This is a genomic window from Streptomyces sp. NPDC052773 (genome assembly GCF_044547145.1).
Taxonomy (GTDB): domain Bacteria; phylum Actinomycetota; class Actinomycetes; order Streptomycetales; family Streptomycetaceae; genus Streptomyces.
The window spans coordinates 38,542-51,816 of sequence record NZ_JBITZX010000023.1; the positions used below are offsets into that span (position 1 = coordinate 38,542).

Here is a 13,275-nt window from a genome sequence, read left to right on the forward strand (position 1 = left end):
CCAACTAGTTCATCCTGCCCAGCGTCTCCCACACCCGCCGCACGTCCCGCAGCCGCTGCTCGTACGTCGCCCCCAGCGCGAGCAGCAGCAGGCCGGCGAGCGCGGGAGGCGCCCAGCGGGGGAGGGCCCCCGCCACCTGCACCAGATACGGGGCCAGCTCGTGCAGGGTCGCCAGGGCGAGCACCGAGCCGCCCAGCACCAGCGGCGCCTGGAGGTGGTGGCGGGCACCGGCCAGCGTCACCAGCAGCGCCCCCGCGCCCAGCAGCAGGGGGCGCAGCCAGTGCGCGTCACCCCAGGCCGCCACCAGGCTCGGCAACAGCGCGGCGGCGAGACCGGGGCCGTACGCCGTCCAGGACGACGCCTGCGGATCGCGGCGCCGGCGCAGCGCGCCCACGAACAGCGCGGGGACGGCCACCGGCAGCGCGTACGCCTCCGGGACGGTCACCTCCCAGGCGGCCAGCCGGACCCAGCCGGCCGCCACGAACAGCGCGGTGGCCGCGTATCCGACCGGGCGGCGGTCCGGCCGTACGGCCACACCCGCGGCGATCACCGCCACCAGGGCCAGCACCAGCGCCAGCATCGGCGCGTCCGGGACCGCCAGACCGATCGCGACCAGGGCCGCGACCGCCCCCGAGATCTCGGTGGTCAGCCGCGTCACGCCCTCGGTGCGCGGCGCCCACAGCGCCGCCGCCACCGGCACCAGCAGCACCGGCAGCGCGGTGTGCGACGGCTGCCAGTCCAGCGCGGCGCCCGTCGCGACGGCGAGGGCGGTGGCGTGTCCGACTGCCGCGGCGGCGACCGGTGGCCGGCGGGCGGCGAGCGCGCATCCGGCGGTGAGCAGGGCGAACACCGTCAGGGTGGCCGGTTCGGTGGCCAGGGCGAGCAGGGCGAGGACCAGCGAGGTGATCAGCGCCAGCACGGTCGGCACGAGCCGCCTCAGGGCCAGCAGCCCGGCCGTCGTCAGACCCAGGAGCGCCAGCGTGACGACGTAGGGCAGCCGCAGCACCGGAGGGAGGGTCAGCGCAGCCGCCCACCCCAGCACCCACGCCGCGTCGACGGCGCGCGGCCGCCAGGCGGCGGCCCGCACCGCCCCGGCCAGGACCGCGGCGACCACGACCAGCAGCAGGGGCGCGGTCGCGCTGCCCGGCGGCCACGGCAGATCGGCCGTCACCGCCGCCCGCGCGTCGGCGGGTGGCCCGGACCACACACGCGGCAGCCGGCCCAGCGGACCCAGCAGGGCCACGGCGACCACCGGAAGTGCCGCAGACACGGCCAGCGCCTGCACCGCACCGGACGCCCGGCCCAGACCGCGGCGCACCACCTCCGGGACACGGTCCACCCGCACCACGGCCAGCAGGGCCACACCGAGCAGCAGGTGCACCGGAACGGTCCACTCGCCGGGCAGCAGGGTCCGCGGTACCGCGCCGAGCGCGGCCACCGCCAGCAGACCCGCAGCGACCGCGTTGCCCAGCGCGACCTCGGCGCGCGGCGCCCGAGCCCCGGCCAGCGCGACGGCCGCGGCCAGCAGCAGGAGGCCCGCCGCACGCGCGGCGGCACCCGGACCGGAGGCCGTCCACGCCGGCCAGAGCGCCGCCGTCGCACCCCAGCCACCCAGGCCGTACGCCCCGCCGACGGCGACGATCCGCACCGGCCCGCCGGTCACCCGCAGCGCCGGCGCCGCGTCGGCCGCCGCCGTCACCAGCAGGGCCGCCACGATCCCGAATGTGTCGGCCCCGGCCGCCACCGCCGCCAGCGGCAGCGGGAGTTGGGCCGCGCACACGGCGGCCGGCAGCGGGAGGACGAGCGGCCGACCGGTCACCCGGGGGAGCAGCAGGCCGTACGCCGCCCAGAGCGCCGCCAGCGTCGCCAGGGCGCCCGCCGCGTAGCCCGCCGGGTCCGCCGCGGGGAGCGCGGCGGCGTGCAGCGCGTACGCGTCCAGCACCGTCAGCGCCAGGCCCAGGCCCGCCACCGACTCGGCCGTCGAGCGCAGCCCCCGCTTCAGCAGCGGTACGGGGGCCGCGAGCGCCGCCGCGGTGACCGCGCCGAGCACGACGGCCCGCCCGGCGATCCCCAGGTGACCCCAGCTGACCAGCGTGAACGCCGCCGCAGCGAGGGTGAGCAGCACCCCGCCCAGCAGGAGCAGCACGTTCTGGACACCGGGGGCGGAGGCCTCCGGGCGCGGCGGGGCGGCGGACGGCGCCGGGCGCACCGGCTGGAGCTGCGACAGCAGCCGGCCGCGACGCGCCAGCAACTGAGCGCGCCGGGCGTCCAGTCGGTACAGCTCGGCGTCGACGAGCCGCAACTCCTCGGCGGGGGACGGAATGTGCGTCATGGTTCCGGAGTGTGGCGCCCGTCACGCCGATCGCACATGAGTGCGCGTACTCACCGGGTACTCAGAAACCCGGACTCCCCACGCCGAGCAGGACGGACTCCGCCCATGGACTGGACCCACCACCGCTTCCGCAGCCTGTGGCGGCTGCCCGCCCCGCCCGCCGTCGTCTACGCCGCCCTGGAGCGGGTCGAGGACTATCCCCGCTGGTGGCCGCAGGTGCGCGAGGTGACCCGCCTCGACGAGCACACCGGGATCATCCGGGTCCGCTCCCTCCTGCCGTACGACCTGACCTTCACCAGCCGCGAGGTGCGCCGCGACCCCGTGGCCGGAGTGCTCGAGGCGGCCCTGACCGGGGACGTCGACGGCTGGTCGAGATGGACGGTCACCCCGCACGGCACCGGCAGCCTCGCCCGCTACGACCAGGAGGTCCGGGTGCGCAAGCCGCTGCTGCGCCGGCTCGCGGTCCCCGGACGGCCGTTCTTCCGCGCCAACCACCGGCTGATGATGCGCGCCGGGCGGCGCGGGCTCGCCGCCCACCTGGAAGCGGTTTGAACCCAAGCCGCCGGGACCTGTATTGTTCAGTGCGTTCCCGGGCGATTAGCTCAGTGGGAGAGCGCTTCGTTCACACCGAAGAGGTCACTGGTTCGAACCCAGTATCGCCCACCGGGAGAGGCCGGTCCGCAGCAGCGGACCGGCTTTTTTCACGGCCTCACGCGGCAGCCGCCGGCAGGTCCGGGCGCAGCGGCCACGCCGGGTCCACCGGCTCCTCGGTGCCGTTGCGCGCGAACCAGGTCTGGAGCCCGCGCGCCTGCGCCGCGTGCCACACCGCCTGCAGCGTGTGCAGCTCGGCGGGGGAGAGACGTTCCAGCCGCGACGCGAAACGCCGCCCGATCGCCCGGACCACCTCCAGCGACGCCAGCGCGTCCGCCGCCGCGTCATGGGCGCCGTCCAGCACCACGCCGTACTGCGCGCACAGATCGGTCAGCGTGCGACGGCCCTTGCGGTAGCGGTCCAGATGCTTGTCGAGCACCCGCGGGTCGAGGACCAGCAGCGGCGCCGACTCGAACCAGCGGGCCAGCGACGAGGCCCGGTGCCGGCGCAGCTCCCGGTCGAGGAGCGTCAGATCGAACGGCGCGTTCATCACCACCAGCGGACGGCCCCGCGCCGCCTGTTCGTGCAGCCCCATGGCTATCTCCTGCATCACCGGCGCCGGCCAGCGACCGTTGCGCGCCAGGTGATCCTCCGTCAGTCCGTGCACCGCCGTCGCCTCGGCGGGCACCGGCACCCCCGGGTTCACCAGCCAGCGGCTCACCCTGGGCCGGGTGCCCGGGGCGTCCTGGACGACGAGGGCGGCCGACACGATCCGGTCGGTCTCCACGTCCACGCCCGTCGTCTCCGTGTCGAATGCCGCCAGGGGGCCCTCGTACCAGCACGTCATCCCAATCCAACTCCTCGCTCACCCATGGCAGCTGACGTCCCGTCTCCTGCCGGTTTGGTGATACCCGGGCCGTTTGCGCCGTACGCCGGGAGGAGACAACACGGATACGAGTCCGTGCGGTTCGGCGGTCCGAGGCCCGCGCACGGGCAAAACACGTTGCTTGGAAGGCTGTTGGCCATGGCCATAGCGCAGCCCGAGCGGGGCGGGCTGCTGCCCGAACGCGCGGGCCCCCTCCGCGGTTCCCTCGCCACCACCGCCTGCATGGAGACCCTGCAAGTGGGTTATCTGCACGCGGTCGCCGCGGCTGCGGGCTGCTCGCTCTCCCAGCCCTTCCCCGACAACGGCATCGACTGGCACGTCAGCCACAGCGCGCCCGGACACACCGTCGACGACGAGGTCACCATCAAGGTGCAGCTCAAGGCGACCTACCAGGTCGCGCCCAACCCGCCCGGCCGCTCCTTCTCCTTCACCCTCGACAACGCCCACCTGGCGAAGCTCGCCCGCACGCCCGTCTCGGTGCACAAGATCCTCGTGGTGATGCTCGTGCCCCGGTCCCAGGACGACTGGCTGCGCGCCGGCCACGACCGCCTCGACCTGAGGCACTGCTGCTACTGGATCAACCTCGCCGGACACCCCGTCACGGGCCGGCACCGCACCACCGTGCGCATCCCCACCGCACGCATCTTCGACGACCGGGCGCTGTGCGAGATCATGACGCGGGTCGGGACCGGAGGCAGACCATGACCCACCGCCCGCTCGGCGAGCCCCTGCGGCCGGTCCGGCCGCACCCCGAGGCCCGCTGGGACCAGCCACCCGAGCCCGCCCGGGTCGACCCCGCCGTGCTCGCCGCCCTGCTGCACCGGCACGGCTGGCAGCGCCGCGGCGGCGCCCCCGGACGCTACGGCCGCTGGACCCCGCCCGGCCCCGGCGCCGCGGGCACCAGCCTGCTCGTCCCCGAGAGCCGCGCCTTCCCGGACAGCGAGGACCTGCTCGGCGAGGCCCTCACCGCCCTCGCCCGCCTCGCCACCCCCGCCGCGCGCGAGGTACTGGTCGGCCTCACCGTGCCCAGTGACGAGATCCGCTGGTGGCGCGACGTCCCCGGCGGACCCGCCGGCGCCGACCCCTGGACCGCCGAGGAACAGCTGCGCGGCGCCGCCCGCCGGACGCTGCTCGCCGCGGCGCTCGCCACCCGCGCCCGGGCCGGCTACCACGGCGCGCGGCACCGCCGCGCCGCGACCGCCCTCCTGGAGCACGTCCTGGTCGGCCCCTCGGCCGGCGGGCGCCGGCTGACCGCCTTCGTCCCCGTCACCCCCGGGCGCCCGCTCGTCGTCCGCCTCCACCAGGCGCTCTACGCCGCCCGCGAGGCCATCGACTACCGGCGGGCCACCGGCGCCATGGACGCCTTCGACGGCGCCGTGGAGGCGGGCGTCAGCCGCGAACTGACCGAGGCGCTGATCGCCCTCGTCCAGGGCACCGAGGGCGCCCGGGTCGCCGTCGCGTGGGCGCCCGCCGCCGGGGCCCCCGTGGGCGCGGTCGCCTCCGCCGAGGCCGTCGAGTTCTCCCCGGGCGACCTCCCCGTGCTGCGCGAGGCCGGGGCCCGCTACCGCGGCGCCGAACCCTCCGTGCCGGTGCGGATCACCGGCGCGGTCCTCCGTATGCGCCGCTCAGGGCCGCGCGGCGCGGGCACCGTACGGCTGCGGGTGCTCGCCGGGGCCGACGTGCCGCACGTCCGGCTCACCCTCGACGAGGAGGACTACCGCATCGCCGGGCACGCCCACCTGGTCGGCCTGCCGGTGCGGGTGCACGGGCGGCTGGAGAGCCGCGGCGGCTTCCGGCGGCTGACCGGCGCGTCCGGCGTCGTACCGGCGCGGGTGGACGAGGCGGAGCGGGACCGGCTGATGAAGTCGCTCCAGGAGAACCTGGACTTCTTCGGGGAGGCGTGCGGCGGGGAGGAGTGCGCGGGGGACTGAGGAGACCCGCGCGGTGACTGCGGAGGCCCGCGGGGACTGATTTCGCCTGCGAGGTCGAAGGCTCGGTACGATCCTGTACTGCGCGCGCTCCCGGTATGGCGCCGCATCCACCTTCAGTCAGGAGAGACCGGTGTCAGACGTCCGTGTGATCATCCAACGCGATTCCGAGCGGGAAGAGCGCGTGGTGACGACGGGCACTACGGCCGCCGACCTCTTCGCCGGCGAGCGCTCGATCATCGCCGCGCGCGTGGGCGGCGAGCTCAAGGACCTCTCGTACGTGCTCTCCGACGGCGACGAGGTCGAGGGCGTCGAGATCTCCTCCGAGGACGGCCTGAACATCCTGCGCCACTCCACCGCGCACGTGCTGGCGCAGGCCGTGCAGGAGCTCTTCCCCGAGGCGAAGCTGGGCATCGGCCCGCCCGTCAAGGACGGCTTCTACTACGACTTCGACGTCGAGAAGCCGTTCACGCCCGAGGATCTCAAGGCCATCGAGAAGAAGATGCAGGAGATCCAGAAGCGCGGGCAGAAGTTCGCCCGTCGCGTCGTCACCGACGAGGCCGCCCGCGAAGAGCTGGCGAACGAGCCGTACAAGCTGGAGCTGATCGGCCTCAAGGGCTCCGCCTCCAGCGACGACGGCGCGGACGTCGAGGTCGGCGCCGGCGAGCTGACGATCTACGACAACCTGGACGCCAAGACCGGCGAGCTGTGCTGGAAGGACCTCTGCCGCGGTCCCCACCTGCCCTCCACCCGGCTCATCCCGGCGTTCAAGCTGATGCGCAACGCCGCCGCCTACTGGCGCGGCAGCGAGAAGAACCCGATGCTCCAGCGCATCTACGGCACCGCCTGGCCGTCCAAGGACGAGCTGAAGCAGTACCTGGACTTCCTCGCCGAGGCCGAGAAGCGCGACCACCGCAAGCTGGGCAGCGAGCTGGACCTGTTCTCCATCCCGGAGCAGATCGGCTCCGGCCTCGCCGTCTTCCACCCCAAGGGCGGCATCATCCGCCGGGTCATGGAGGACTACTCGCGCAAGCGGCACGAGGAGGCGGGCTACGAGTTCGTCTACACCCCGCACGCGACCAAGGGGAAGCTCTTCGAGACGTCCGGCCACCTCGACTGGTACGCCGAGGGCATGTACCCGCCCATGCAGCTCGACGAGGGCGTGGACTACTACCTCAAGCCCATGAACTGCCCGATGCACAACCTGATCTTCGACGCGCGCGGCCGGTCGTACCGTGAACTGCCGCTGCGCCTGTTCGAGTTCGGGACCGTGTACCGGTACGAGAAGTCGGGCGTCGTGCACGGTCTGACCCGCGCCCGGGGCTTCACCCAGGACGACGCGCACATCTACTGCACGCGCGAGCAGATGTCCGACGAGCTCGACAAGCTGCTCACCTTCGTCCTCGACCTGCTGCGCGACTACGGCCTGACCGACTTCTACCTGGAGCTGTCCACCAAGGACCCGGAGAAGTTCGTCGGCTCCGACGAGGTCTGGGAGGAGGCGACCGAGACGCTGCGCCAGGTCGCCGAGAAGCAGGGCCTGCCGCTGGTCCCGGACCCGGGCGGCGCCGCCTTCTACGGCCCGAAGATCTCCGTCCAGGCCAAGGACGCCATCGGCCGGACCTGGCAGATGTCGACGATCCAGCTCGACTTCAACCTGCCGGAGCGGTTCGACCTGGAGTACACCGCCGCGGACGGTTCCAAGCAGCGGCCGGTCATGATCCACCGGGCCCTGTTCGGCTCCATCGAGCGCTTCTTCGCCGTGCTGCTGGAGCACTACGCGGGCGCCTTCCCGGCGTGGCTGGCGCCGGTGCAGGCGATCGGCATCCCGATCGGCGACGCCCACGTCGAGTACCTGGAGAAGTTCGCCGCCGCCGCGAAGAAGAAGGGCCTGCGCGTCGAGGTCGACTCCTCGTCCGACCGGATGCAGAAGAAGATCCGCAACGCCCAGAAGCAGAAGGTGCCCTTCATGGTCATCGCGGGCGACGAGGACATGTCGAACGGCTCGGTGTCCTTCCGCTACCGCGACGGCTCCCAGGAGAACGGCATCCCGTTCGACGAGGCCATCGCGAAGATCGTGAAGGTCGTGGAGGAGCGGACGCAGGTCTGATCCGGCGTCCGGGCTCCGTCCGGCGTTCTCACGAGGCCCCCGGGGTGCGCCCCGGGGGCCTTTCGTCGTCCTCGCGGGAGAACACCTGGATCAGCCACGACGAGAACGAGCCCGTCACCGCGCCCAGCAGCGCCAGGCCGCAGGCCATCATCCCGACCGCGATGACCCGTCCCAGCGGCGTCACGGGGGCGGCGTCGCCGTAGCCCACGGTCGCCAGCGTGGCGCAGGTCCACCACACCGCGTCACCGAAGGTCCTGATCGTGGCGTGCGGCGCGGCGTGCTCGTGGTGGTACACCGCCAGCGCGCCGGTGATGCCGAGCAGGCTCACCGACAGACCGGCGTACACGATCACCCGCAGGTGCAGCGCCAGCCGCGGACGCCCCCGGCGGCGCTGCACGGCCTCGTACGTCTTGACCACGCGGACCGGCCGCAGCAGGGGCAGGACCACGACCACGGTGTCCAGCCAGTGACTGCGCACGAACGCGATGCCCTGCCCGCTGAGCCGCCACCGCACCACGTAGTCGACGACGAACAGCGCCCAGACCGCGCCGGTCACCGCCAGGCACAGGTCGCGCCAGGGCCCGGACAGACCGTCCCCGAGGATCCGGGCGGCATACGAGCCGAGGAAGAGCAGCGATCCCACCGCGAGCGGGATCGCGGCGCGCCGTTCCCACTCCGTCAGCCTGCTGTCGTCGTGCACCGGCCCAGCTTCGCCCGGGGCGTCTCCGGCGCAGCCCCGGCGACACGCCGCGAACGGGCGAAGCCATATGCTGCACTGCATGACGAGTGAGCCGGAGCAGCAGATCGGAGTGGGGACGCAGGACGCGTTCCAGCGCCTGTGGACGCCCCACCGGATGGCCTACATCCAGGGCGAGAACAAGCCGACCGGTCCGGGAGCCGGTGACGGCTGCCCCTTCTGCTCCATCCCGGCCAAGTCCGACGAGGACGGGCTGATCGTCCGCCGTGGCGAGCAGGTGTACGCGGTGCTGAACCTTTACCCGTACAACGGCGGTCATCTGATGACCGTGCCGTACCGCCATGTCGCCGACTACACGGATCTGACGGACGCCGAGACGGCGGAGCTGGCGGAGCTGACCAAGCAGGCGATGACGGCGCTGCGCACCGCGTCCGGGGCGCACGGCTTCAACATCGGCATGAACCAGGGCTCGGTGGCCGGCGCGGGCATCGCCGCGCATCTGCACCAGCACATCGTGCCCCGCTGGGGCGGCGACACGAACTTCATGCCGGTCGTCGGTCACACCAAGGTGCTGCCGCAGCTGCTGGCGGACACCCGGAAGATGCTGGCGGAGGCCTGGCCTTCCTGAGCCGTGCGCGGCGGTGCCCCCGGGAGCGGGGGCACCGGTCAGGCGTCGTAGACGTCCGCCTTGCGCGGTGACGGGTCCTGCACCGCCGTGCTGAGGAAGGCGGAGCGGGAGCCGAACTTCTCCGTGTCGACGCCGTTCTCCTCCAGCACCTTGATCGCGGCGGCGTGCACCACGCGGAGGACGGGTGTCGCGGCGCGCAGGGCGTCGTCGGCCATGAAGCGGTGGCGCCAGGGCTGGTCGGCCCAGGCGTGCCGCAGGCCGAACGGCTCGGGCAGGGCTATGGAGCCGCCGAGCCAGTTCAGCAGCGGGGGATACCAGGTGATCGGCGCGCGGACGGCGAGCCGGACCACCTCGTCGCTGCCGACCAGCGGCAGCTTCACCGTGCGCGACTCCCACGGCTTGAGCGACTTGGTGACCGACTTGGTCGGCGCCTCGGACTTGGTGGTGAACAGGCCGTTCACCGGGCCCAGGGCGTGGCCGGTGACCTCGATGCGCAGGGTGGCGTGCAGCACGGTGACGGTGATCAGCATGGTGAGCACGAGCTGGCCGTCCCACAGCGTCCACTGCACACCGAGGTAGTGCCGGTCGCCGGCGCCGAACTGCTGCTTGTTGCAGATCTCCTGTATGGCGTGCGGCTTGACCTGGTAGGCCTCGACGTCGGTGCCCTCGGGCCGGGCGACCGCCTTGGCGTTCTCGCCGACAGGGGTGACGATCCAGTGCCGTATCGACGGGGCCGGGAAGCCGCCGGTGTTCAGCGGGCCGCGCTCCAGCATGCGCAGCTGGTCGTGGATCGACCGTATGACGTCCCAGCTGCGGAACGGGTGGATCTCGCGGTCGGGGTGGGCCGGGACCAGCTCCTCGGCGAGCTGCCAGGAGCCCCAGCGGGTGCCCATGCCGAGGATGCCCTTGGGGCCGGCGTAGAACACCGAGTTCGACTGCTGTTCCGCGCTGAGCTTCGCCAGGGACTGGCGCAGCTGCTCGGCGGCGGTCTCGCCGGGGCTGCTGGGCACCGCCTCGGGCACCTTGGCGCCGACGCTGCTGCCCGACAGCAGGCCGTCCCAGCGCTCCCTGAGGTCCTTCGCGGTGCGCTCGCAGACCTGCTTGGCCCAGAACCAACCGACGACGGGGGCGACGACCGCCGCGCGGGCGTACCAGCCCCAGAAGCCGCCGAACGGCAGCCGGATCAGGAAGATCACGGCGAGCGCGCCGACGGCGACGAGCAGGGCGGTGGCCGCGGCGGAGACGCGCTTGTTGTCTCCCTTGGCCATGGTGGAGCGGAGCTGGAAGACCAGCAGCCACACCAGGAGGCCGGGCAGGAAGACCAGGCCGCACAGCGCCGTGATCGCGGTGAGTTTGTTGTCGCGTTCGCGGCGGATGCGGTTGGCGGCCAGGCAGTGCTCGACGACCACCTGGGGCTGGGTGCCGAAGGACTGGATGAGCGGCTTGCGGCCGCTGCCCAGCATGCGGTCGACCACCGCGCGGGAGAACGCCTCGCCGAGGTTCGGCTTGAACAGGGCGAGCTTGCCCGGGTTGACGGTCGACTGGTGCCACTCGTTGTCGGCCTTCTTGATGTCCTCCACGGGGTTGTCCCGATAGGCCGCCGAGGCCAGCGCGAACGTCGCCGTCTGGCCCTCGTCGCCCGTGCGCGGCACCTGCGGCCCGAAGGTGTCCGCGTAACCGCTCTCAACGGTCATTCCCGCCCCCACTCGCCGCCGACTGTCGTCCTGCGGCCTTCCCGACTTCCCTGCTTCGCACACCTGTTGATCAGGTCATCAGCGTATCCGCAGCCACCGACATTCGTCGGCGGACGGCCGAAGCCGCCCGCCGATCGGGCAGGGGAGCGTCCCCACAAGCCACTTGGGCCCCCACCGCCCCAACTAGGAGGCGGCCCGCTCCTGTTCGCGGACGCGTTCGGCGACCTGCTGGGGCATCGGCTCGTGCCGGGCGTACCGGCGGTCGAACCGTGCCGTGCCGTGCGACAGGGAGCGCAGATCGACGGCGTACCGCCCGATCTCGATCTCCGGGACCTCGGCGCGCACCAGCGTGCGGCCCCCGGCCGTCTGCTCGGTGCCGAGCAGCCGGCCGCGCCGCCCGGACAGGTCGCTCATCACGGCGCCCACGTACTCGTCGCCGACGAGGACGCTGACCTCGGCCACCGGCTCCAGCAGATGGATCTTGGCGTCGGCGGCGGCCTCCCGCAGCGCGAGCGCGCCGGCCGTCTGGAAGGCGGCGTCGGAGGAGTCCACGGAGTGCGCCTTGCCGTCGAGCAGGGTGACCCGGACGTCGATGAGCGGATAGCCGGCGGCGACGCCCTTGGCGGCCTGCGCCCGCACGCCCTTCTCCACGGACGGGATGAACTGGCGCGGCACGGCGCCGCCGACGACCTTGTCGACGAACTCGATGCCGGAGCCGCCCGGCAGCGGCTCGACCTCGATCTCGCAGATCGCGTACTGCCCGTGCCCGCCGGACTGTTTCACGTGCCGTCCGCGCCCGGCCGACTTCGTCGCGAACGTCTCGCGCAGGGAGACCCGGTGGGGTACGACGTCGACCTGGACGCCGTAGCGGCTGCGCAGCCGCTCCAGGGCGACGTCCGCGTGGGCCTCGCCCAGGCACCACAGCACCACCTGGTGGGTGTCCTGGTTCTGCTCCAGCCGCATGGTGGGGTCCTCGGCGACCAGCCGGGCCAGGCCCTGGGAGAGCTTGTCCTCGTCGGCCTTGCTGTGCGCCCGGATGGCGAGCGGCAGCAGCGGGTCGGGCATCTGCCAGGGCTCCATCAGGAGCGGGTCGTCCTTGGCGGACAGGGTGTCGCCGGTCTCCGCGCGGCCGAGTTTCGCCACGCACACCAGGTCGCCCGCGACGGCGTGCGTGACCGGCCGCTGCTGTTTGCCGAACGGCACGGACAGCGCGCCGACGCGCTCGTCGACGTCGTGGTCCTCGTGGCCGCGGTCGGCGAGGCCGTGCCCGGAGACGTGGACGGTCTGGTCGGGGCGCAGGGTGCCGGAGAAGATCCGCACCAGGGAGATCCGGCCGACGTAGGGGTCGGAGGAGGTCTTGACGACCTCGGCGACCAGCGGGCCGTCGACGTCGCAGGGTTTCAGCTCGCGGGGCTTGCCGTCGATCGTCGTGACCGCGGGGGTGGGGTGCTCGAACGGGGTCGGGAACCCGCGGGTGATCAGTTCCAGCAGCTCGACCGTGCCGATGCCCTGGCGGGCGCCCTCGGCGGCCGGTGCCGCGGCCAACACGGGGAAGAAGGTGCCCCGGGCCACGGCCCGCTCCAGATCCTCGATCAGCGTCTTGAGGTCGATCTCCTCGCCGCCGAGGTAGCGGTCCATGAGGGTCTCGTCCTCGCTCTCGGCGATGATCCCCTCGATGAGCCGGTTGCGGGCCTCCTCGATCAGCGGCAGCTGGTCCTCGCCCGGCTCGGACTCCTTGCGCTCACCGCTCGCGTAGTCGAACAGCTTCTGTGTCAGCAGCCCGGTCAGTCCGGTCACGGGCCGGTGCCCGTCGGGTGCCTCGGGGCCGTGCAGCGGCAGGTACAGCGGCAGCACGGCGTCGGGGTCGTCGCCGCCGAAGGCCTCGGCGCAGATCCGCGTCATCTCCTCGAAGTCCGCGCGGGCGGCCTCCAGGTGCGTGACGACGATCGCGCGGGGCATGCCGACGGCCGCGCACTCCTCCCACACCATGCGGGTCGAGCCGTCCACGCCGTCGGAGGCGGAGACGACGAAGAGGGCCGCGTCCGCCGCACGCAGACCGGCCCGCAGCTCCCCGACGAAGTCGGCGTATCCCGGGGTGTCGAGGAGATTGATCTTGATGCCGTCCCATTCGACGGGCACCAGCGAGAGCTGCACCGAGCGCTGCTGGCGGTGCTCGATCTCGTCGTAGTCGGAGACGGTGCCGCCGTCCTCCACGCGGCCCGCCCGGTTCACCGCCCCCGCGGTCAGCGCGAGAGCCTCCACCAGAGTCGTCTTGCCCGATCCGGAGTGGCCGACCAGCACCACATTCCGTACGGACGCGGGGTGGTCGGCCGCCGTAGCCCTGCCGGCGGCTCCGGAGTGTACGTTCGCCTTGTCGCCCATGATCCTGCCTCCCGTGCACGGTGAGGT

10 protein-coding genes and 1 tRNA gene are annotated in these 13,275 nt (G+C 73.1%); 6 read left to right on the top strand and 5 right to left on the bottom strand.

What is annotated here, in order from left to right; all coding sequences use genetic code 11:
• Positions 1–4 precede the first annotated feature (4 nt).
• Entirely contained in the window at positions 5–2,332 is a 2,328-nt protein-coding gene (locus ACIG0D_RS33645) for an SCO7613 C-terminal domain-containing membrane protein (protein WP_399808750.1), read from the bottom strand.
• Positions 2,333–2,437: 105 nt separating this feature from the next.
• On the opposite strand from ACIG0D_RS33645, the gene ACIG0D_RS33650 reads away from it, so the two are divergent.
• Together ACIG0D_RS33650 and ACIG0D_RS33655 are read left to right on the top strand one after the other, a co-directional pair.
• The gene (locus ACIG0D_RS33650) at positions 2,438–2,884 is read left to right on the top strand and encodes an SRPBCC family protein (RefSeq protein ID WP_399808753.1); all 447 of its coding nucleotides are present in this window, start codon (positions 2,438–2,440) and stop codon (positions 2,882–2,884) included.
• A 39-nt stretch (positions 2,885–2,923) separates the two neighbouring features.
• Positions 2,924–2,995: transfer RNA gene (locus ACIG0D_RS33655), tRNA-Val, on the top strand.
• A 46-nt stretch (positions 2,996–3,041) separates the two neighbouring features.
• Here the strand turns inward: ACIG0D_RS33655 and ACIG0D_RS33660 are convergent.
• Positions 3,042–3,770: a 3'-5' exonuclease gene (locus ACIG0D_RS33660; protein WP_399808755.1), complete on the bottom strand. Its 729-nt coding sequence runs from the start codon at positions 3,768–3,770 to the stop codon at positions 3,042–3,044.
• A gap of 177 nt (positions 3,771–3,947) precedes the next feature.
• On the opposite strand from ACIG0D_RS33660, the gene ACIG0D_RS33665 reads away from it, so the two are divergent.
• The 3 genes from ACIG0D_RS33665 (at position 3,948) to thrS (ending at position 7,847) form a co-directional block, all read left to right on the top strand.
• Positions 3,948–4,514 (top strand): DUF4365 domain-containing protein, encoded by a 567-nt coding sequence (locus ACIG0D_RS33665; RefSeq protein WP_399808758.1) that lies wholly within the window; start codon positions 3,948–3,950, stop codon positions 4,512–4,514.
• Positions 4,511–5,740: a hypothetical protein gene (locus ACIG0D_RS33670; RefSeq protein WP_399808761.1), complete on the top strand. Its 1,230-nt coding sequence runs from the start codon at positions 4,511–4,513 to the stop codon at positions 5,738–5,740. Before ACIG0D_RS33665 ends, ACIG0D_RS33670 begins: the two co-directional genes overlap by 4 nt.
• 130 nt (positions 5,741–5,870) lie before the next feature.
• Positions 5,871–7,847, top strand: coding sequence for a threonine--tRNA ligase (gene thrS / locus ACIG0D_RS33675; RefSeq protein ID WP_399808763.1), 1,977 nt, complete (start codon positions 5,871–5,873; stop codon positions 7,845–7,847).
• Between the two features lie 28 nt (positions 7,848–7,875).
• Here thrS and ACIG0D_RS33680 read toward each other — a convergent pair whose 3' ends face one another.
• Complete coding sequence (locus ACIG0D_RS33680; RefSeq protein ID WP_399808766.1) at positions 7,876–8,547, bottom strand: potassium channel family protein; 672 nt, start codon at positions 8,545–8,547, stop codon at positions 7,876–7,878.
• Between the two features lie 67 nt (positions 8,548–8,614).
• On the opposite strand from ACIG0D_RS33680, the gene ACIG0D_RS33685 reads away from it, so the two are divergent.
• The gene (locus tag ACIG0D_RS33685) at positions 8,615–9,172 is read left to right on the top strand and encodes an HIT domain-containing protein (protein ID WP_365763732.1); all 558 of its coding nucleotides are present in this window, start codon (positions 8,615–8,617) and stop codon (positions 9,170–9,172) included.
• 38 nt (positions 9,173–9,210) lie between these two features.
• Here the strand turns inward: ACIG0D_RS33685 and ACIG0D_RS33690 are convergent, their stop codons facing one another.
• Together ACIG0D_RS33690 and ACIG0D_RS33695 are read right to left on the bottom strand one after the other, a co-directional pair.
• Positions 9,211–10,866 (bottom strand): hypothetical protein, encoded by a 1,656-nt coding sequence (locus ACIG0D_RS33690; RefSeq protein WP_399808770.1) that lies wholly within the window; start codon positions 10,864–10,866, stop codon positions 9,211–9,213.
• A 183-nt stretch (positions 10,867–11,049) separates the two neighbouring features.
• Entirely contained in the window at positions 11,050–13,248 is a 2,199-nt protein-coding gene (locus ACIG0D_RS33695) for an elongation factor G-like protein EF-G2 (protein ID WP_399808773.1), read from the bottom strand.
• Between the last annotated feature and the right edge of the window lie 27 nt (positions 13,249–13,275).